This window comes from Blautia sp. AF14-40 (assembly GCF_003479665.1).
Lineage (GTDB): Bacteria > Bacillota > Clostridia > Lachnospirales > Lachnospiraceae > Fusicatenibacter > Fusicatenibacter saccharivorans.
Map to the genome: position 1 here is coordinate 107,174 of NZ_QUHK01000005.1, position 21,665 is coordinate 128,838.

General features: G+C 52.2%; 17 protein-coding genes. 1 reads left to right on the forward strand and 16 read right to left on the reverse strand.

The window, feature by feature from the left end; all coding sequences use genetic code 11:
- Window positions 1-132 precede the first annotated feature (132 nt).
- From uvrA to gpr, 5 genes are all read right to left on the reverse strand, one after another.
- The gene (gene uvrA, locus DWW13_RS05775) at window positions 133-2,961 is read right to left on the reverse strand and encodes an excinuclease ABC subunit UvrA (protein WP_118719528.1); all 2,829 of its coding nucleotides are present in this window, start codon (window positions 2,959-2,961) and stop codon (window positions 133-135) included.
- A 124-nt stretch (window positions 2,962-3,085) separates the two neighbouring features.
- Complete coding sequence (hemW, locus tag DWW13_RS05780; RefSeq protein ID WP_117761046.1) at window positions 3,086-4,219, reverse strand: radical SAM family heme chaperone HemW; 1,134 nt, start codon at window positions 4,217-4,219, stop codon at window positions 3,086-3,088.
- A gap of 88 nt (window positions 4,220-4,307) precedes the next feature.
- Complete coding sequence (lepA, locus tag DWW13_RS05785; RefSeq protein ID WP_117509508.1) at window positions 4,308-6,122, reverse strand: translation elongation factor 4; 1,815 nt, start codon at window positions 6,120-6,122, stop codon at window positions 4,308-4,310.
- Between the two features lie 95 nt (window positions 6,123-6,217).
- Window positions 6,218-7,624 carry a stage II sporulation protein P gene (locus DWW13_RS05790; protein ID WP_226906319.1) on the reverse strand — a complete coding sequence of 469 codons (1,407 nt, stop codon included), beginning with the start codon at window positions 7,622-7,624 and terminating at the stop codon, window positions 6,218-6,220.
- A 23-nt stretch (window positions 7,625-7,647) separates the two neighbouring features.
- On the reverse strand, window positions 7,648-8,535 hold the full coding sequence (gpr, locus tag DWW13_RS05795; RefSeq protein ID WP_055218620.1) for a GPR endopeptidase: 888 nt from the start codon (window positions 8,533-8,535) through the stop codon (window positions 7,648-7,650).
- 181 nt (window positions 8,536-8,716) lie between these two features.
- Here gpr and rpsT point away from each other — a divergent pair, with 181 nt between their 5' ends.
- Window positions 8,717-8,980 (forward strand): 30S ribosomal protein S20, encoded by a 264-nt coding sequence (gene rpsT, locus DWW13_RS05800; RefSeq protein ID WP_022462214.1) that lies wholly within the window; start codon window positions 8,717-8,719, stop codon window positions 8,978-8,980.
- A 169-nt stretch (window positions 8,981-9,149) separates the two neighbouring features.
- Here rpsT and holA read toward each other — a convergent pair whose 3' ends face one another.
- The 11 genes from holA to argC all read right to left on the reverse strand — a co-directional run bounded on the left by holA (window position 9,150) and on the right by argC (window position 21,521).
- A complete protein-coding gene (gene holA / locus DWW13_RS05805; protein WP_118595083.1) occupies window positions 9,150-10,133 on the reverse strand; it encodes a DNA polymerase III subunit delta in 984 nt (327 codons plus the stop codon).
- A gap of 71 nt (window positions 10,134-10,204) precedes the next feature.
- Complete coding sequence (locus DWW13_RS05810; protein ID WP_117804122.1) at window positions 10,205-12,478, reverse strand: DNA internalization-related competence protein ComEC/Rec2; 2,274 nt, start codon at window positions 12,476-12,478, stop codon at window positions 10,205-10,207.
- A complete protein-coding gene (locus tag DWW13_RS05815) occupies window positions 12,475-13,398 on the reverse strand; it encodes a GerMN domain-containing protein (RefSeq protein ID WP_055227346.1) in 924 nt (307 codons plus the stop codon). The genes DWW13_RS05810 and DWW13_RS05815 overlap by 4 nt, the downstream gene beginning before the upstream one ends.
- A 12-nt stretch (window positions 13,399-13,410) precedes the next feature.
- Complete coding sequence (locus tag DWW13_RS05820) at window positions 13,411-14,889, reverse strand: sensor histidine kinase (protein WP_022462210.1); 1,479 nt, start codon at window positions 14,887-14,889, stop codon at window positions 13,411-13,413.
- Window positions 14,834-15,523 (reverse strand): response regulator transcription factor, encoded by a 690-nt coding sequence (locus tag DWW13_RS05825; RefSeq protein WP_022462209.1) that lies wholly within the window; start codon window positions 15,521-15,523, stop codon window positions 14,834-14,836. Before DWW13_RS05825 ends, DWW13_RS05820 begins: the two co-directional genes overlap by 56 nt.
- A 17-nt stretch (window positions 15,524-15,540) precedes the next feature.
- Window positions 15,541-16,245, reverse strand: a complete 705-nt coding sequence (locus DWW13_RS05830) for a helix-hairpin-helix domain-containing protein (RefSeq protein ID WP_117801488.1) — start codon at window positions 16,243-16,245, stop codon at window positions 15,541-15,543.
- Window positions 16,246-16,358: 113 nt separating this feature from the next.
- A complete protein-coding gene (locus DWW13_RS05835) occupies window positions 16,359-16,790 on the reverse strand; it encodes a DMT family transporter (RefSeq protein WP_118595125.1) in 432 nt (143 codons plus the stop codon).
- Between the two features lie 292 nt (window positions 16,791-17,082).
- Window positions 17,083-18,273, reverse strand: coding sequence for an aspartate aminotransferase family protein (locus tag DWW13_RS05840; RefSeq protein ID WP_022462205.1), 1,191 nt, complete (start codon window positions 18,271-18,273; stop codon window positions 17,083-17,085).
- Window positions 18,260-19,156, reverse strand: coding sequence for an acetylglutamate kinase (argB, locus tag DWW13_RS05845; protein ID WP_118595082.1), 897 nt, complete (start codon window positions 19,154-19,156; stop codon window positions 18,260-18,262). The genes DWW13_RS05840 and argB overlap by 14 nt, the downstream gene beginning before the upstream one ends.
- Window positions 19,157-19,204: 48 nt before the next feature.
- On the reverse strand, window positions 19,205-20,428 hold the full coding sequence (gene argJ, locus DWW13_RS05850) for a bifunctional glutamate N-acetyltransferase/amino-acid acetyltransferase ArgJ (RefSeq protein ID WP_118719530.1): 1,224 nt from the start codon (window positions 20,426-20,428) through the stop codon (window positions 19,205-19,207).
- A 52-nt stretch (window positions 20,429-20,480) separates the two neighbouring features.
- Complete coding sequence (gene argC / locus DWW13_RS05855; RefSeq protein ID WP_022462202.1) at window positions 20,481-21,521, reverse strand: N-acetyl-gamma-glutamyl-phosphate reductase; 1,041 nt, start codon at window positions 21,519-21,521, stop codon at window positions 20,481-20,483.
- Between the last annotated feature and the right edge of the window lie 144 nt (window positions 21,522-21,665).

Consider the following 21,665-nt stretch of genomic DNA (forward strand, 5'->3'; position numbering starts at 1 on the left):
ATTTTAATCTGTTTGAAATTTGTATAGAATAAGTTCGGGTTCAAAACACCCGAAACCCAAAAGGATCGAATGTGCTCTGAACCCAACCCGCTTCTTATTATATACAATCCCTTTTAAAATGGAAAGGATTTTTTAGAGATATTTTTCGACATATTTTCCGGTGTAGGATACCGGGCTCTTGGCCACTTCCTCCGGCGTTCCGCACGCAATCACGGTTCCGCCGCCGTCTCCGCCCTCCGGTCCGATATCAATAATATAGTCCGCCGTCTTGATGACATCCAGATTGTGTTCGATGACAACGACGGTATTTCCGCCCTCGGACAGGCGGTGCAGAATCTCCACCAGTTTGTGGACATCCGCAAAATGAAGTCCCGTCGTCGGCTCGTCGAGAATGTAGATCGTTTTTCCCGTGCCGCGGCGGCTCAGCTCTGCTGCGAGCTTGATACGCTGCGCTTCTCCGCCGGACAGCGTGGTGGACGGCTGGCCGAGGCGGATGTAGGAAAGGCCGACATCGTACAGGGTCTGTAATTTCCGGAAAATCGACGGTACCGGCCTGAAGAATTCCAGTGCCTCCTCGACCGTCATATTCAGCACATCGTAGATGCTCTTTCCTTTGTATTTGACTTCCAGTGTCTCACGGTTGTACCGTTTTCCATGGCAGACCTCACACGGCACATAGACATCCGGCAGGAAGTGCATTTCGATCTTCAGGATACCGTCGCCGCCGCAGGCCTCGCATCGGCCGCCCTTCACATTAAAACTGAATCTTCCCTTCTTGTAGCCGCGCGCCTTGGCATCCTGCGTTGCCGCAAACAGGTCGCGGATCTGATCGAACAGACCTGTGTACGTTGCCGGATTGGAACGCGGTGTTCTTCCGATCGGGGACTGGTCGATGTCGATGACCTTATCGAGCTGTTCCATACCGATGATGTCTTTGTGTGCACCCGGAATCGTCCGCGCACGGTTCAGATCTCTTGCCAGCCGTTTGTACAGAATTTCATTGACAAGGGAACTCTTTCCCGATCCGGAGACTCCGGTCACGCAGGTCATGACACCGAGCGGGAAATTCACGTTGATATTTTTCAGATTGTGCTCTTTTGCTCCGACTACCTTCAGCCAGCCCGTCGGCTTTCTGCGCTCGGACGGAACCGGAATTTTCAGCTCTCCGCTTAAGTATTTTCCGGTGATGGAATTCGGATTTTTCATCAGATCTTCCGCCGTTCCGATCGCCACCAGCTCTCCGCCGTGCTCACCGGCTCCCGGGCCGATATCGACAACGCAGTCAGCGGCGCGCATCGTATCCTCGTCGTGCTCCACGACGATCAGGCTGTTTCCGAGGTCACGCAGATGTTTCAGCGTCGCGAGAAGTTTGTCGTTGTCTCTCTGGTGAAGACCGATGCTCGGCTCGTCGAGAATATAGGCGACACCGACAAGGCCGGAGCCGATCTGCGTTGCCAGACGGATTCTCTGCGCCTCACCGCCGGACAGCGATGCCGTTCCGCGCGCCAGGGTCAGATAGTTTAATCCGACATCCGCAAGGAAGCTCACACGCGCACGGATCTCTTTTAAAATCTGCTTTCCGATCAGCAGCTGCTGTTCGGAGAGTTCGAGGTTCTTCATAAACTTCTGCAGATTGTCGATGGAAAGGGATGTTACTTCAAAAATATTTTTATCTCCGACCGTCACACCAAGCGACGTCGGTTTCAGACGCTGGCCATGGCACGCCTGGCACGGGGTCACACGCATGAAGGTTTCGTATTCCTGTTTTGTAGAATCCGATCCGGTCTCACGGTAGCGGCGCTCTACATTTTTGATCAGCCCCTCAAAAGCCACATCGTACACACCGACGCCGCGCTGACCGCGGTAATGCACCTTGACGGATTTTCCGTTCGTTCCGTAAATCAGGATATCGTGGATTTTTTTCGGATATTCACAGAACGGAGTGGAAAGGGAAAAATCGTACTCCTCTGCGAGCGCATCGAGAACGGCTCTCGTATAGCTCGATTTGTCCGTGCAGGACTGCCAGCCGAGCACGGTGATAGCTCCGTCTGCGATGGATACGGTCTTGTCCGGAATCATCAGATCCTCGTCGAACTCCATCTTGTAGCCAAGGCCGGCACAGCTCGGGCAGGCGCCGAACGGGTTGTTGAAGGAAAAGCTTCTCGGCTCAATCTCCTCCATGCTGATGCCGCAGTCCGGGCAGGAAAAGCTCTGGCTGAAGTTGAGCTGATTTCCGTCCATCGTGTCGACCACCAGAAGGCCGTCCGCCAGATCCAGTACGTTCTCGACGGAATCCGTCAGACGTTTCTCAATGTCCGGTTTGACTACAAGACGGTCCACAATAATGGAAATGTTGTGTTTCAGGTTCTTATCCAGCGTGATCTCCTCGGACAGCTCATACTGGCTGCCGTCGATCATCACGCGGACATAGCCGCTGCGTTTTGCCTGTTCGAGCACCTTTTCGTGTCTTCCCTTGCGGCCGCGCACAACCGGCGCGAGAAGCTGGATTTTCGTCCGCTCCGGGAGTGCCATGATCTGATCGACCATCTGGTCCACCGACTGGCGGCTGATGACTTTTCCGCACTTCGGGCAGTGCGGAATACCGATTCTCGCGTACAGAAGACGGAAGTAATCGTAAATCTCCGTCACGGTTCCGACGGTGGAACGCGGGTTCCGGTTCGTCGATTTCTGATCGATCGAAATAGCAGGCGGCAGGCCTTCGATGCTGTCCACATTCGGTTTTTCCATCTGTCCTAAGAACTGGCGCGCGTAGGAGGAAAGGCTCTCCATGTACCGCCGCTGGCCCTCCGCATAGATCGTGTCAAACGCAAGCGAACTCTTTCCTGAACCGCTGAGGCCCGTAAATACAACAAACTGGTTTCTGGGGATATCGACATTCAGTGCTTTCAGGTTGTTCTCCCTGGCTCCCCGTATTCTGATAAACTCTTTTTTCTCTGCCATAACTGTTCCTCTTATTAATTGGAATCCCTGTCCGGACAGGGACAGGAATCTTGTCTCGTTTTCTCCCATTATAGCACACCGCCGTGCGTTATGCAAACATTTGTTCTATTTCTTTATCATCTTTTTACAGCAGAAAATCTGCCAGAATCACATTGCTGACGGAAATCCCATCGCGTGTCAGAGCCAGGCGCCCGCTGTGTTCCTGTAAAAGATGCATCGCTTCGTATTTCTTCAGAACCCCGCCGTATACGGCATGGATCTCCTTTCCAAACTTCTCCTCAAACTCCGCCGTCGAGATCCCTTGTGTCATTCGAAGGCCGAGAAACATAAATTCTTCCATGGCATCCTGCCGGGAAAGAATTTCCTCATCCTCACGGATCTTTTCCAGTGCTCCGCACGCTTTCAGATACAAAGATCGATCTGCCGTGTTCGTCCACCGGCGGTTTCCAAATAACGATGCCGCGGAAGGCCCGAACCCCAGATAATCCGTCCTTTTCCAGTAGCCGATATTGTGGCGGCATGCGAAGCCCGGCTTTGCATAATTGGAAATCTCATACTGGAAAAAGCCGTATTCTGCGAGGATTTCCGCCGTTCTGGCATACATTTCGCGTTCTGTGTCCTCATCCGGCAGATCCAGTTTCTGCTCCGCAAACGGGGTTCCCGGCTCCACGATCAGGCTGTAGGCGGAAATGTGCTCCGGAGAAAGCTCCGCGATCGTCCGAAGACTCTCTTCCCATTTCTCTTCACTCTGCTCCGGCAGACCTGACATCAGATCCACGTTGATATTCGCAAACCCGGCGTCCCGTGCCAGTGCAAAACTCTCCTGAAATTCCGCAAACGTGTGGATTCTTCCCAGCCGTCTCAGCTCCTCATCGTGAACCGACTGACAGCCGATACTGATCCGGTTGAAGCCGCTCTTCCTGTAACATTTCAGTTTTTCCACATCCAGCGTTCCCGGATTGGCCTCCAGCGTGATCTCGGCATCCTCTGAAAAAACGTACTTGCTCCGCAGTTTTTCCATCACACGGGCGAGCATTCCGGCCTCTACCGCGGATGGTGTTCCGCCGCCGAAAAAGACAGTAATTACTTCCCTTTCCGCCGCCTCTTCCGCCGCATCGATTTCTGCCAGCAGAGTCTCTTCATACTCCTTCTGCATTGCCTTCGTACCCGGTCCCGAGACAAAATCACAGTAGGCGCATTTCCGGATGCAGAACGGGATATGCACATAGAGTTCCAGTGGTTTTCTTTTTTTATTCATTCTGCTTTTCCTCCGTACGATCGAAAGACCGGCCCCTGCGCTCCCGCAACAGCAGGCGGCGCCGACAGGCCGGTCTCATTTTTATTTCTTAATTTTCATCCAGTTTCAGCACGCTCATAAAGGCTTTCTGCGGAATCTCCACGTTTCCTACCTGGCGCATCCGCTTCTTACCTTCCTTCTGCTTCTCCAGCAGCTTCTTCTTTCGGGAAATATCGCCGCCGTAGCACTTGGCGAGGACGTCTTTGCGCATCGCGCGGACGGTTTCTCTGGCGATAATCTTCGATCCGACAGCCGCCTGGATCGGGATTTCGAAGAGCTGCCGCGGAATCTCTTCTTTGAGCTTCTCGCACATCTTTCTTCCGCGCTCGTAGGCAGATCCCTCGAATACGATGAAGGACAGCGCATCCACTTCTTCTTTATTGACGAGGATATCGAGTTTTACAAGCTCGCTTCTCTCATAGCCGAGCAGCTCGTAGTCGAATGACGCGTAACCTTTGGAACGGGATTTTAAGGCATCAAAGAAATCGTAGATAATCTCATTCAGCGGGAGATGGTAATGAAGCATCGCACGCGTCGTCTCCATGTATTCCATTCCCTGATACTGGCCTCGTCTCTGCTGGCAGAGCTCCATGATCGGTCCGATGTAGTCGGTCGTCACCATAATCTCTGCTTTTACCAGCGGCTCTTCCATATAATCAATCTCGGACGGGTCCGGCAGATTCGACGGGTTGGTCAGGTCAATGACGGTTCCGTCGGTTTTGTGAACCTTATAGATAACGCTCGGTGCGGTCGTCACGAGATCCAGATTGTACTCACGCTCCAGGCGCTCCTGAATAATTTCCAGGTGAAGCAGTCCAAGGAAACCGCAGCGGAAGCCAAAGCCCAGTGCTGCCGATGTCTCCGGCTCATAGAAGAGGGATGCATCGTTTAACTGCAGTTTTTCCAGCGCGTCGCGCAGATCGCCGTACTGTGCGCCGTCGGCCGGGTACATGCCGCAATATACCATCGGGTTGACTTTTTTGTAGCCCGGCAGTGCTTCTGCACATGGATGGTCAGCATCGGTCACGGTATCACCCACGCGGGTGTCGCGCACGTTTTTGATGCTGGCGGTGATATAGCCTACCATTCCGGCGGAGAGCTCGTCGCACGGGATCAGACGGCCTGCGCCGAAGTAGCCGACCTCGACAACTTCCTCGACAGCGCCTGTCGCCATCATGCGGATTCTCGTTCCTTTTTTCACGCTTCCTTCCATCACACGGCAGGAAATGATGACGCCGCGGTATGCATCGTAGACGGAGTCGAAAATCAGTGCTTTTAACGGTTCCGTCGGATCACCTTCCGGTGCCGGAATTTTCTGTACGATCTGCTCGAGCACCTCGTCCACGTTCAGGCCGGTTTTTGCGGAAATCCGCGGAGCATCCTGCGCTTCCAGTCCGATGACATCCTCGATCTCTGCAATTACACGGTCCGGCTCGGCGCTTGGAAGGTCTACTTTGTTGATGACAGGGAACACATCCAGGTCATGGTCAAGGGCGAGATAGACGTTGGCAAGGGTCTGCGCCTCGATACCCTGCGATGCATCGACAACGAGCAGCGCGCCGTCGCATGCGGCAAGGCTTCTGGAAACCTCATAGTTGAAGTCAACATGGCCCGGGGTGTCAATCATGTTTAAAATGTACTCCTCGCCGTCGGCCGCTTTGTATACGGTACGGACCGCCTGTGCCTTGATCGTGATGCCGCGCTCACGCTCCAGATCCATATTGTCCAGCACCTGATCCTGCATCTCACGCTCGGTCAAAAGGCCTGTTTTCTGAATAATACGGTCCGCAAGGGTTGATTTTCCATGGTCGATATGGGCAATAATACAAAAATTACGAATTTTACTCTGATCTATTCCTGACAAGTTTTTTCCTCCTGCTTTTTCACGGGTTAAATATCAATTTTATCTCATGTCTATTTTGTATGATACGAAATTCCACTCAAAAAAGCAAGATAAATTTATCCGCCTGATGCCGGACTTTTGCCCGACAGAACCTTATGCAGGATATCCGCAAACGGCCCCATTGCATTTTTCACCTCCTCGACCGTATTCGTCTGCGCACCAACCTCGAGAAGAACAGATCTCGGGCGGAGATGGAGGTTGTAGCGGTAGCCTTTTAAATAGATACAGCGCGAAAAGCCGGGATAATACTGTTTTGCCTCATACTCCATCTGAAAGGAAAATGCAAGGTTTTCCGCCTGATACGGATTGGGCAGGCTTGTCAGTTCGCCGCTTTCTTTCGTGCGGGAAAGGCCGTTGAAAAACATGATCTGCGCGGTCGGCTTTCCGTTGATTTCTGTCACAAGACGTTTTGAACCATTGACCCCGTCCCGGTGCAGGTCGATCACGACCTGAATGGACGGGTGTTCTTCCAGCGCCGCTGCGATGACCGGCTCCGCGTAGTTGTAGGCGCGGCTCCGCTCGAGACAGCCTTCTTTCATGTCAAATGCCTCTGTAATATGAAGCACTTCGTATCCGTACTGCTTTTCCAGAAGCTCCTGCAGATCATCACCGAGGCCGATTACCGTGTCCGCTCTTTCTCCCGGACGGGAATCGGCGAAGGTTTCCTGCGAATGGGTATGATAGATCAGAATCTGCGGGCCTTCGGCATTTTCCGGCAGGGTCAGGTCTTTTCCGAGCAGGGTGCTGCCGTCGATCTCGCCCGGCAGGACCGAAGTGTTGGGATCGACAACGAAGAAGCGGTTCAGGAGCGCCTGCGGGTCAGCAAGAAGGTCAGGGGAAATTGTCTCCTGAATCGTGTCGGCCTCCGGGTAGAGAATCTCACGCGGTGCGCCGCCGGTTTCGATGGTCTCCTCCGGGACAGACTGTGGCGCTTCGGGTTCTGCCGTTGATGCCGACTCTCCGGCTGCCGGTTCTGTGATTCCTGTTTCCGTCTGCTCCGGCTCCGTGATTTCCATTCCATCTTTTTGAGTTTCATCTTTTTGAGTTCCATCCTTTTGATCTTCCTCAGTTCCCTGCTCCTTCGATTCTGTCTGCCCTCTTTCTGCTCCCGGTCCCGGATTCGAATCCTGCTTCGCCGTATCCGTTTCCGCTGCTTCTGTCCCGGCAGACAGCTTATTTTCTGCCGTGCTTCCCTCCCGAAGCGCCGGTATCTGATCCCGCACTGCCGCGAGGAGATTTTCCATCCATCCCCTTCCGTCCTCTTTTCCGTCATAAAAAAGAAGCGGCATCATCACATCCACGGATAACTGCTCCGCCTGTGCTGCCGCCCGCTGCAGCAGAACTTTCCCCTCTGAGAAATGATTTTTCCGGAGAACCGCTGCACTGCGGAACAGCAGTATACTGCAGGACAGGAAAAGACATCCCCATCCGAACCATCGTCCATTTCGCCTGGCATTCCACATATTATCACCATATTCATGATATGTTACAGTTCCCCGGAAAATGCCTGATTCATACCTGCCGCAAGAACCCCGGCCAGGCGGCGGACCATCTCGTCGATCTCTTTTGTCGTCACGTAAAGGCTTTCGAGCGCCGGTGAAATGACTTCTCCCAGAAATTCATCCATCTCGGACTCCTCCAGCGATTCCAGAACGCCTGCGACGGCATCGTGGACGATCGTTCCTGCCCCTACAACGGTCGGCACACCGATTCCGATGACCGGCACGCCGAGCGTCTCCTGATTTAAGGCATTGCGGTGGTTTCCGACGCCCGAGCCCGGCCAGATTCCGGTGTCGGCAAGCTGGATCGTACAGTTCAGCCGGTGAATACTGCATGCGGCAAGGGCATCCACGGCGAGAATCACATCTGGATGGGTCTGTTCTGCCGTTCCGCGCAGGATTTCCACTGCCTCCATGCCCGTCTGTGCCATAACGCCGGGAGCAAGGGCACTCACTTCCCGGCCCTTCTTTCCGTAGGTGCGCACCAGATGGCGCGTAACGTTAAGCTGCTCCACCGTCTCCGGCCCGAGCGCATCCGGCGTGATGCCGCGGTTGCCGAGGCCGGCCACAAGAACGGATCCGCACGCTTCCGGCACCATTTCCATCAGACAGTGGGAAAACTCCTCCGCCGCTTTCCGGCTCTCCTCCTCGTCTGCCGTCAAAAGCAGCGGCGCTTCGATCGTCACATACGTCCCTTTCGGCTTTCCCATCATTTTTGCACCCTGCTCCGATGTGATTTTCACAATGGTTGTCTGAATTTCCGCCTTTCTTTTCTTCTTCTCAATCTCGACCCCGGAGATCTCCACATGGTCCCTCTCAAATTTTTCCTGATTCTCCATCGCCAGGTCTGTCCGCATCCTATACTTTCCTATCATACTTTTCTCCTTCTCCTGTATTTTTGTTGTAGTTTTTGCAATTTTTCCAAAAATATGTATTGACAAACCATGCGAAATATTATAGGATAATAAAGCATGTTTCAGTGGAGCGCCCGTGTCTGTTCCATTGAATAACATCCCTTAAATCACATTAATTTTAAAAATATTGGAGGTGTACAGTTTGGCTAACATTAAATCCGCAAAGAAAAGAATCCTGGTAAATCAGACAAAGGCAGACCGCAACAAAGCAATCCGTTCTGCAGTTAAGACTTCTATGAAAAAAGTAGATGCTGCTGTTGCTGCAAACGATAAAGAGGCTGCTGCTGCTGCATTAGTAAATGCGATCTCTACCATCGACAAGGCTGCTTCTAAAGGCGTTTATCATAAAAACAACGCTGCCAGAAAAGTATCCAATCTGAGCAAAGCTGTAAACTCAATCGCATAATCAAGATATAAAACAAAGAGAACTTAGTCATACCGTCATGTGGCTGGGTTCTTTTTTTATGCTTACCAAAAGAGTGCGCCGCGACAGATCTTTTGATAAACACAGAACAAGGCGTACCGGTACAGGAAAACTGGCCGATACGCCTTGTTCTTTTTAGAAAACTCTGCTCTTACGCCGCCCTGCTGTATTTCGTAATCAGCAGCTCCACGCTCAGCAGATCGGAAATTTTTCCCGTCTTCACGTCCTCTTCCATCTGCACGCAGTCATTGACCGCCGCTTTTAATTCCTCCGCCGCATACTGGCGCGACATGGGAATATAGTTCCGCACAACGAAGCTCTGCAGTCCCGTCCGTTTTGCGATCGTCGCCTGATCGCAGTGCTCTGCCAGCAGCTCTTTGACCTGCAGCAGCAGATTGAACTGGCGTGCCAGCAGAAAGAGAATCCGCATCGGCGGCTCCTTTAAAGCCAGCAGATCCTGATACAGATCGAGCGCTTTCCGCTGCTTCTTCTCCGTTACCGCGCGGATCATCTCGAAAATCCGGTTCGTAATCTGCGTTGTGCAGACTGCCTCGATATCCGCCCGCGTGATCACATCTCTTCCCATCGTATAGCTGAGCAGTTTTTCCAGCTCCTGCGAGATATTTCCCATATCCGTGCCCGTCTTTTCCAGAAAATCTTCCATATCCTGGCGCGTGATCTTTTTTCCCTCTTTTTTCATCATGCCGAGTACCCAGGTCATCAGCGTCTTTTCGTCCTGACGAGCAAATTCCACTGCTCTTCCCTGCTTCTGCACCGCCTTGTACATACGGTTCCGCTTATCGACTTCCTCCTCCACGAAGATCAGCACCAGATAATCCGGCAGGGATCCCATGTAGTCTGCCAGCGCGTCGGCTTTGTTTTTGAAAAATCCTGTATTTTCCAGCAGAATCACACGGCGGTCCGCAAAAAACGGCATCGTCTCCGCAAGGTCAATCACTTTGGGAATCTCGGTTCCTCTTCCCTCAAAGCGGGAGAAATTCATCGTGTCGTCCTCCGGCAGCAGTGCGTTTTTCAGCTTGTTTTTATACTGATGCTTCAGATAGGCTTCTTCTCCGTAGAGCAGGTAGGCCTGCTTAAAATTCTGCGTTTTGATATCTTCTAAAATGCTTTTCATTCCATCCTCTTTCTTTTGTTCCGGCAGAAGCACGTTTGCGCAGTGCCGCAGCAGCCGGAGCTTTTGACCATTCAGGAGACGGGAAATTCCACATCCGACCGGTATCCGTGAACCGCCAGGCGGTCACGCTTCAGCTGTACTGTCACGGCTCCATCCACCGGTGTTCCGTAGATATGGCTTTTGCAGGCACGAAGCCGCTCCAGCAGCTCCCGGTGCGGATGGCCGTACCGTCCCGGCCACGCGCAGGAAATCAGGCTGATCTGCGGCTGTATGCGGTTCAGAAATGCCTCGCTCGTTGAATTTCTCGAGCCGTGGTGCGCCACCTTTAAAATCTGGCACCGCTCTGCCGCCCCCAGGACCTCTTCTTCTCCGCTTCCCTCCAGATCTCCCGTCAGAAGTGCGCGGCAGGCACCGCAGGAAAGCTGTAATACAACACTTCCGGCGTTTTCCTCTCCCGTATAGTCTTCGCCCGCTCCCGGATGAAGTACCGATACGGTGAGTTCTCCTGCACGGATCTCGTCTCCCTTTTTTAGATATTCTACCATAATTCCCGCTTTTTGTGCGGCTAAAATAAAAGGATTTTCTTTTTCGCTTCCTTTCATCCACACAGGCAGGAACAGATGGCGGATGCGAAGCGCCGTTTTCTGCTCCCCGATCAGCTCCAGCAGTTCGAGGATTCCGTTCGTGTGATCTGCGTCCGGGTGCGTGACAACAACGGCATCAAGAGCGGCAATGCCGCGCTGTTTCAGATATGGGAGAATCCTTTTTTCCCCGACCGCAGACGCACTGCTGCTCCCGCCGTCATTCAGCATCACAAAACGGCCGCTCTCCACCACCAGCGAATCGCCCTGGCCGACGTCCAGCGCTGTAATGGAAAACGTTTCCCGGGGACGGTAAAAAAGCAGAACACAGGCAAAAAACATGGTAATACCAAAGAGCATCCGCTCCCGCTTTCGTGCCTGCGCACCTTTTCGTTTTGCCCCATCCGGATTCATCTCCCGTTTTCGTTTTCGCACATACAGTATCACCAGCAGACCGGTCAGAATGATTCCATATCCTGCCATCTGCCATTTTTCCGGCTGACCGCAGATCCACACATTTCCCGGAATCTGTGCGACCGCCGCTGTCATCTGCCGCAGAAGTGTGAGCAGGAACCGCGTCGGAAGCAGAACAACACTTCCCGCTTTCACGCTTGCCAGTCCCGCCAGAAGCCCCGCAGCACCCGTCAGCAGCACCGCCGTCATGACAGCTCCTGCAAACAGATTCGGCAGAAACGCAAAGAGCGGAATCTCATAAAAATACCACGCCTGCAGCGGGATCATGACAAGCTGCAGGGAAAGGTACACCATCGCAGCCTCTTTTCCTTTCGCCGCAAGCTTTTCCAACCCCGTTTTTTCCCCGCGTCTCTTCCGTTCCGCCTTCTCCCCCGCCAGAACCGGATAAACCCCGGAAATGGCTGTTACTGCTCCAAACGAAAGCCAGAACCCGCTCTGCTCCAGATACGAGGGGTTTTCCGCCAGCATCAGAATTGCCGCAAGAGAGAGCGCACTTAAGGAATCATACGTCCTTCCCACTGCGACAGCTCCCATCCGCACCGCAAACATCACCACTGCACGCACGGTCGCCGTTCCGCTGCCGGTAAACATGCCATACAGCACCATACCGGCGGCCGCTGCCAGAGATGCGGGAGTTTTCGGCAGATGCAGTGCCATCAGCAGCCGTCGGAGTGCCATGCCGAGCAGCATCAGATGCATGCCGGAAACGGAAATCAGGTGCAGCAGACCGCTCTGCTGATACGCCAGATACGTCTCCTCCGTGAGTTCCGACCGTTCCCCGAGCAGCATCGCAGAAAGCACACCTGCCTCCTCCTCCGGCATCATTTCTTTTAAAACGGCACAGCACCGCTCCCGCTCCAGCCGGAGCGCTTCGCCGAGATTCCACCGCCCGACATCCACAACTTCCTCCCGTTCCGAAATCACGTAGAACGCACAGCCTTTTCCCTCATAATATGTTTTCTCATCAAACATCCCCGGATTGCGCGGGCTTTCCGGCTTTTTTACAGTTCCGTACACCCGCACAGCGGCTCCGACCGGCAGATCTCCCCGCTTTGCGAGCAGATAAATTTTCCCTTTGCTTCCCTCCCCACGCAGCACATACCCGTTGTTGCTGCTCTTTTTCTCATACGTTTCAATTGTCCCTGCAATCCACACCTTCCTGCCCTGCTGCGCTTTGTTTTCGTATTTGGGGTCAGAAAAAGGCGTGCCAAGAGGCACGCCCGCAATCCGCAGCAGCACAAGCACCAGCATGAATCCAAGACACGCCAGGCACATGGGCCGTTTTCTCATGTATCTTTTTCCTCCAGATAAGACAGGTCTTCCTCGTAGAACTGATTGAGTTTCATCGTTTCACGGAAGGTTACATCGCTCTCTCCGTTGATGGAAAACTGCACCTTATCCACCTTACAGTTCGCCGTGATGGAATCCACCACCGCGTAAATCGGAATCTGCTCCGCCACACTCGAAAGCGCAGAATCCTTAAAAGATTTGTCAAAATTCACATAGGCAATCCGATCGGATGTCGTGACACTTAAGACATTCATCGTATCCGGCAGCACTGCATAGTGGCCGTCTTCTTTCGGTCCCTTCATCAGCTGCTCCACCACGACACGTTCCAGCGGAATGTTCGTGCTGTACGGCACCCGCCGCGTCTCTTTCACAAGATGATCGCCTGCTTCATTTGCAAAATACAGTGTCAGCGTCGCATACTGATACTGATAAATTTCCCTTCCGGAATTTTCCAGAAAGCTGTCCGCCGTCATCGTTCCGATCTCGCGTCCTTTGGAATCCTTTAACGGATCCCCGTCGATCAGAAGCGTCACGCGCTCCACCTCCGGAACCTGCACAAAGGTACGCACCAGTCCTGCACGCACCAAAACCTCCTGCGGCCGCGCAAGCTCTCCGTACTCTCCACTTAAGTTCAGCGTAAGGAGCCCGTTCTCCAGCGTATACGTCTTGATGGAAATCCCATTGGAAAGAAGTGCCTGGTTTCCGTCCTTGGCAGGTTTCTCCTGCAGCGCGTCAACCAGCTCCTTGATCAGTTTCTGATCCGTTCCTTCTTTTGGTTCATACGGCTCCTGCACCAGTGTTGTGCCGGTTTTGTCCAGGCAGTACAGGTGATACGCCGACTCCTTCTGGCTCTTCTGCCACTGCCCGCAGCCGCTAAGAAGCAGCACGCCGGCCAGCAGTACGCCAAGTATCCGTTTCATGTGCGCCACCTCCTACATCACGTAATTCAGAGGAATCCGCACGGAAAATGTCGTTCCCTCGTTTTCTTTGCTGTATACACGGATCGCTCCCCGGTGCATGACAATCGCGCTCCGCGCAATCGCAAGGCCAAGGCCGGTTCCGCCGATTTCCCGCGAGTGGGACTTGTCCACGCGGTAGAAACGCTCGAAGATATGCGCAATCGACTCCTCCGGGATGCCGATGCCGGAGTCTGCCACCGTCACGTAGAAATATTTGTGATCCGCATTTAAGGATACACGCACCCATCCATTCTCGTTGTTGTATTTGATGCCGTTTTCGATCAGGTTCGAGAACGCCAGCGAGAGCTTCGTCGCATCCACCTCCGCATTGACCGGGCGGAAGCTGTCGAGAATGAGCTCCACATTTTTCTGTGCGGCAATCGGATGAAGCCGCTTCAGCAGCTGCTCTAACAGCTCGTTGATATTGACCTGGGTGATATTGAGGTCTGCCACCTTTTTATCCATCTTGACCAGCGACAAAAGGTCGGTAATAATCTGGTTTTCGCGGTCGATCTCCGAGGTAATATCCTGCATGAACTCCTGATAAAGTTCCACCGGAACGCCCTCCTGCCCGTTCAGCGAATCCGCCAGAACCTTCATGGACGCAAGCGGCGTCTTTAACTCATGCGAGACGTTCGAAACAAATTCCTGGCGGGAATCGTCGAGCGTGCGGACGCGGGTCAGCATCTTGTTGAATGCGTCCGTGATCAGCTCTGTCTCGAGGTAATCCGGAACAGAAATGCTTTCGTCGAGATAGCCGTCGGTGATGTCCTCGATGGAACGGGTGACCTTCTGGAACGGCTTCATCAGAATGCCCGCGAGCAGATAGCCAAAAACCAGCACGAGAAGCGCAATGATCGAAAGAATCGTCATTCCCTTCGTCTCCAGAATTTTCATATTCGCACGGATCTCATCCGTCGAAATGCTGACGAGCATAACGCCGAGCGTCTCCTTCGTCTCGGTATTCTGAATCCGCACCGTCATTTCCAGATAGCTGTTTTTCCGGTCGTACTGGCTCGTCTCCTTGCCCTGAAAGCTCTGGATGACCTCCTGCGAGATAATCGTCTTTCCGCGGTCCATATCGTACGTATCTTTGATGACGCGGAAATCCTGGTCGATAATCAGGATTCTGCCGCCGTAGATATTTGTCAGCATACTGAGCTGTCCGTTGATGACATCCGATCCAGGATCTTCCATGTAATTCTGCTGGATGAGCTGGTTGCAGATAATATCGCACTGATTTTTTACGGTAATGCTGCGCACCGATACCGCACGGTCCTCATAGCTGTTTACGATGCTCTTCTCAAGGATCACACACGGTACAATGCCGATGATCACAAGAATCACCGTGATGCGGAAGCGCAGACTCCGCAGAAACTTCCATTTTTCTTTGTTTTTAAGCCTGGAAATAGTAACCAACTCCCCACTTTGTGTGAACGTACTTCGGTTCACTTGGATTTTTCTCAATCTTTTCGCGCAGACGGCGGATATGTACATCTACGGTGCGCACGTCGCCCGGGTACTCATAGCCCCAGACAATATTCAGCAGGTTCTCTCTGCTGTACACCTTGTTCGGATTGAAGACGAGAAGCTCGAGCACATCGAACTCCTTCGCAGTCAGATTGATCTCGCGGTCTCCGATGAAGACTCTTCTGCTCTCGCAGTCGATCCGCAGGTCTTTCACCTGTACGACTTTTGCTTTCTCTTCTTTTGGCTCCTGGCGGGCCGCACGGCGCATGATGGCCTTGATGCGTGCTTTTACTTCCAGAATGTTGAACGGCTTTGTGATGTAATCATCTGCGCCGTATTCCAGTCCCAGGATTTTGTCCATGTCCTCGCCCTTTGCGGTCAGCATGACGATCGGAACGTTGGAAAATTCACGGATCTGCTGGCAGACGGACAATCCGTCCAGCTTTGGCAGCATCAGATCCAGAAGGATCATATCGTATTCTTTTTCTTTTGCCATGGAGAGTGCTTCCTCGCCGTCGTATGCGCAGTCAACCTCCATGCCGTCCTGCTCCAGGCTGAAGCGGATTCCTTTTACGATCAGTTTTTCATCATCAACTACAAGAACTTTCTTTGCCATTTCTTCTCCTTCTTGTTCTAAACCTCGATAGAACCCCTTATCTTTTCAAACATCTTTCCCTTGATGCCCTCAATGTTCATAATCTCCTCAATCGAACCAAACGGGCCGTTTGCTTCGCGGTAGGCGATGATGGCATCCGCACGGCTCTCTCCGATGCCGGAGAGTGTCATCAGTTCTTCTTTTCCGGCCGTGTTCAGGTTGACTTTGCCGGAACCGGAAGCCTGCTCCGTGCCGCCCGTATTCTGCTGCGGCGTTTCCGTGATTTCCATGTTTTCTGCCTCCTCGCGCGTCCAGACGGTGATCTGCTCTCCGTCTTCGATTTTCCGTGCAAGATTGAGGATTTTTTCTTCAGCATCCGGCAGAAATCCGCCTGCCGCTTCCACAGCCTGCACTACGCGGCTTCCGCCCGGCAGCGTGTAGACACCGGGGGAAGCGACCGCACCGCAGATATAAACCTGCACTGTTTCTTCCGGTGCTGCCTCCTGTGCCTCACGTTTTTCCGGAATGCCTGTGGTTTCTCCGGCGCTTTTTTCGGAAACCGTCTGCTCCTCATCCACTTCCTTCTGATTCCCGAAAACGGTTTCCGCCGTGCTCCCGCCTGTGCTATCTGACAGTTTGTATTCTGTATCCCTGTGGTTGCATCCGCAGAGCAAAAAAACCAGCATCGCCGCCAGTATTTTTGCATGTTTTCTGCCTCTGTCCTGCTGTTTTTTCAATTTCATGCTGTGTACTCCCTTCCGCTTCGCATCTGACGCGCAAGGGTCCCTTGTGTACGCATAACTACGTTTCTATTGTATCGAAGAAACCATAAAAATACAAGTAGAAATCTTAATCGTTATTCCCACTGAAACACTACAATTCCCACAACGGCGATCGCCATGCCGATCAGTTTTCGCACGGTGAAATCCGTTTTTTCCATACCGAAAAGGCCGAACAGTTCAATCAGCCACGCCGCTGCGAGCTGGGAAATGACGATCAGCATCGCCGCCTTCGCCGGGCCGAGCCCTGCCATACTCCAGATAACCGTGATCGTGATAAACGCGCCAATTGCCCCGCCGAGCAGCAGATACCACGGCTTTACGCGGAACAGATCCCCGATGGGCTCCCTCCCGGTGATGCACCATGCCGCAAGACAGACGGCAAACGCACTGATCTGCACCCAGCCGGCCGCCAGCCATGTACTCGTCTGTTTCGTCACCTCTGTGTTGAAAACGCCCTGAATACTCATCAGTGCGCCGGAAAGCAGCGCTGTTAAAATTCCCGCCATTGATTTTTCCTCCTGCTGTTTTTTTATGTACTCTCGGAGTCTTTCTGCGCTTGATTTTACGAGAAGATTTTTTATCAGCTGCACCCAAATTTCTGAGGCGTACGCGATGCGTACGTTGATGAAATTTGGGTGCAGCTGGCGGAAAATCGGCCGTAAAAGCAAGTGCAGAAAGGCCCCGAGAGTACATTTTATACTATTCCTTTTTTCCCCGTTTTTATACAGAACTCAGGGACAGCAGGAAAACAGCCGACCGGTCTCCTGCCTAGGAAACCAGACGGCTGTCTATTTCACATTACTGTAATGCTTTCTCCAGTTTTTCAATCATCTCATCGATGTCATCTTTCGTAATCACAAGCGGCGGTACCATACGAAGAACGTCGCTTCCGGCGGAAATCACAAGAAGTCCGTTCTCAATCGCGCGGTTGATGACTTCTCCGACCGGACGTCCCGTTACGACAAGGCCCTGCATAAAGCCTTTTCCACGGCGTGCTGCGAGGCAGTCATATTTTTCCACCAGCTCGTCCAGCTTTTTCTCCAGATACGGAGCCGTCTCTGCTACATGCTCTACGACATGCTGTTTCTCATAGCATTCAAATACAGCATTGACAGCCGCGCAGGCCAGCGGGTTTCCGCCGTATGTCGTTCCGTGGTCTCCCGGAACGAGCGAATGCTCTGCCGTCTTTTTATTCAGCACGAAGGCGCCGACCGGAACGCCGCAGCCAAGTGCTTTTGCACACGTCATGACATCCGGCTGTACGCCGTAATCCTGCCATGCGAACAGTTTTCCCGTTCTTCCCATACCGCACTGGATCTCGTCGAGAATCAGCAGGATGTCGTGCTCGTCACACAGATCGCGCACGCCCTGTAAAAATTCTTTCGTTGCCGGATAGATACCGCCCTCGCCCTGTACAGTCTCCATGATGATCGCACATGTCTTGTCGGTAATCTGTGCCTTTACGCTCTCCAGATCATTAAAATCCGCAAATTTAATGCCGCCGATCAGCGGTTTGAACGGATCCTGATAATGCGTATTTCCTGTTACAGAAAGCGCTCCAAGGCTTCTTCCATGGAAGGAATGGTTCATCGCGATGATCTCGTGATCGTTGCTGCCGTCTTTTAAGTAAGCGTATTTTCTCGCTACTTTGATGGCTCCCTCGATCGACTCCGTACCGCTGTTCGTAAAGAATACTTTATCCATGCCGGATGCCTTCGCCAGCTTTTCTGCCGCGGAGCCCATCGGAACATTGTAGAACAGGTTGGAAACATGGATGACTTTGTCCACCTGGTCTTTCACTGCTTTTTTATAATCGTCATTGCTGTAGCCGAGCGCATATACCGCGATACCTGCCGCAAAGTCCAGATATGCTTTTCCGTCGGTGTCATACAGATGAACGCCCTCGCCGTGGTCGATCACAAGCGGGAACCGGTTATAGGTGTGGAGCACGTACTGCTCGGTCTGTTCCATATACTCATTTGTCTTCATGATTGAATTTCTCCTTGTTTTCCCCTAAAATCGCCGTACCAATTCCTTTGTTCGTAAAGATCTCAAGCAGCAGGCAGTGCTGGATTCTTCCGTCCATGATGTGGACTCTTGAAACACCGTTCTCAATCGCGTCGATACAGCCCTGGAGCTTTGGAATCATACCGCCGCCGACATTTCCGTTGGTGATGAGATCTCTTGCTTCCTGTACGTGGAGCTCGGAAATCAGGCTCTCCGGGTCCTTCGGATCTTTGTAGACACCCTCGATATCGGTCAGGAATGCCAGTTTTTCTGCATTTAACGCCTCAGCGATGGCGCATGCCGCGTCGTCTGCGTTGATATTGTAAGTATTGAAATCATCATCCATGCCTACCGGGCAGACAACCGGAAGGAAGTCGTTCTCCAGAAGATCGTACAGCACCTTCGGGTTTACGTTCTTGATATTTCCAACGAAGCCGATATCCTCGCCCTTGGACAGCTTCTTCTCTACATTTAAGAGTCCGCCGTCTTTTCCGCTGATGCCGACCGCGTTGACACCGAGTGACTGAATCATGGTGACAAGCTCTTTGTTGACCTTATTCAGCACCATCTCTGCCACTTCCATCGTATCGGCATCCGTTACACGAAGGCCGTTGACGAATTTCGGTTCCATGCCGACTTTTCCGACCCAGCGGCTGATTTCCTTTCCACCGCCGTGTACGATGATCGGTTTGAAGCCGACCAGTTTCAGAAGAACTACGTCCTGGATGACGTTTCTCTTTAACTCTTCATCCACCATTGCGCTTCCGCCGTATTTGATGACAATGATTTTGCGGTTGAACCGCTGAATATAAGGAAGTGCCTCGATCAGCACATTTGCTTTGTCCAGATACATCTGATTTACCATGATTTTTTCTCCTCTTATGCTCTTTTCCCGTGCCTGTTCCGGATCCGGTCAGGAACGATAATCTGCGTTGATTTTTACGTAATCGTAGGTCAGGTCGCAGCCCCATGCCGTTGCTGTCGCCTCTCCCATGTGGATGTCGGCGGTCGCAGTTACTTTCGGCTCGGAGAGGATCTTCGTTGCCTCCTCCTCGCTGTAGTCAACGGCAACACCTTTCGTGATAATCTGCAGTTTTCCGGCTGCGCTCTCAAAGTAGAGATCTACATTTTCCGGATCGAATTTTGCTCCGGAGTAACCCATCGCGCAGAGGATTCTTCCCCAGTTGGCGTCATGGCCGAAGATTGCCGCTTTCGTCAGACTCGATGTGATGACGGATTTTGCCAGTGTCACGGCCTGCTCTTTGCTCTCGGCTCCCTGAATCGTCACTTCGAACAGTGCGGTTGCGCCCTCGCCGTCGCCTGCGATGTGCATCGCCTGTGTTTTATTGACTTCAAAGAGTGCTTCTTTGAAAATCTTGTAATCCTCGTTTTCTTCCGTAATTTCCGGGTTTCCGGCAAGACCGTTTGCCAGAAGGAGAACGGTATCGTTTGTGGAAGTATCACCGTCTACGGAAACCATGTTGTAGGTGTCCGGTACGACTTCGCTCAGTGCTTTCTGCAGCATCTCTTTCGAAATATTGGCATCGGTTGCCACAAAGCTCAGCATGGTGCACATATTCGGATGGATCATGCCGGAGCCCTTGCACATACTGCCGATCGTTACGGTTTTTCCGCCGATTTCGATCTGAACAGCAACTTCCTTCGGCTCGGTGTCGGTTGTCATGATCGCCTGTGCTGCTATAGCTGCGGCTTCTCTTGTAGCTGCAAGCTGCGGTTTCAGCATTTCCACGCCGGCTGCGATCTTATCGATCGGGATCTGTTTTCCGATAACACCGGTCGATGCAACGAGAACGGAGTCCTCTGGAATGGAAAGTGCAGCCGATGCTGCCTCTGCGGTTTTTCTGCAGTAGCCATAGCCCTCCTCGCCGGTGCATGCATTGGCGATTCCGCTGTTGCAGACGATTGCCTGTGCGGTTGGATGGTTGTATACAATCTCCTGGTCCCATTTGACCGGAGCTGCTTTTACGATGTTTGTAGTAAAGGTTCCTGCTGCTACGCACGGTACCTCGCTGTAGACAAGTGCCATATCCTTTACGCCCTGTTTTTTAATTCCTGCTGCGCCGCCTGCTGCCTGAAAACCTTTTGCAGCAGTGATGCCTCCTTCAATCTTTTTCATTCTTTTATCCTCACTTTTCGTAAATTCCGTCTGTTGTCTGCTTCTGTCTTTTTTACGGGAACATCGGCGGCATGCACAGGCCTTCGTTTTCCGGCAGGCCGAACATCAGGTTCATATTCTGTACCGCCTGTCCTGCTGCGCCTTTGACCAGGTTGTCCATCGCACCCATCATGATGATTCGTTTCGTTCTCGGATCGATCTTGAAGTTGACATCCACATAGTTGCTTCCCTCGACCCATTTCGTCTGCGGGCAGACATCCTTATCGAGAACACGTACAAACTGCTCGTTGGCATAATACTTATCATAAACGGCTTTAACCTCTTCGTAAGTCACATCTTTTTTCAGGGATGCATATGCCGTTACGAGAATGCCGCGGTTCATCGGAACAAGATGCGGGGTGAAGTTCAGGGTGATCGGGTAGCCGGCTGCATAGGAAAGCTGCTCCTCGATCTCTGGTGTGTGGCGGTGGCCGGCAACGCCGTATGCCTTGATGTTTTCATTGACCTCACAGTAGAGGTTGTCCACTTTCGCTCCTCTTCCTGCTCCGGAAGTTCCTGATTTTGCATCAATAATGATGGTGTTTCCATCAATCAGATCTTCCTTTAATAAAGGATAAATCGAAAGAGTTGAGCAGGTCGGATAGCATCCCGGGTTTGCCACGATGCGCGCTTGTTTTACTTTCTCACGGTTGATCTCGCACAGTCCGTAAACCGCCTCGTCGATATACTGCGGGGATTTATGCTCGATCTTGTACCACTCTTCATACGTTTTTACATCTTTAATACGGAAATCGGCGCTCAGGTCGATGACCTTTACTTTCGAAAGAATTTCATCATTTACCAGGGAAGCACAGAGTCCCTGCGGAGTTGCTGTAAAAATGACGTCTACTTCCTTTGCAAGCTGCTCCATGTTGTCGTCCTTGCAGACATCGTCTACTAACTGAAACATATTCTGGTAAACCGACGCATATTTCTTATCGATATAGCTTCTGGAACCATACCATTTAATCTCCACATCTTTGTGTCCCAGGAGAATACGCACCAGCTCGCCTCCTGCATATCCTGTAGAACCGATAATTCCTGCTCTGATCATACCTTTTTCTCCTTTTTTCTTTCGCCCGTTTTCTTGTCTTGCCGGACATTTTTTCTTTTCTCTTTATGATAGCTCAATTATTTTCTTTTTTCAATGAAAAATCTTTGTTTTCTGCTGTCATATACCGTCGATTGCATAAGTATA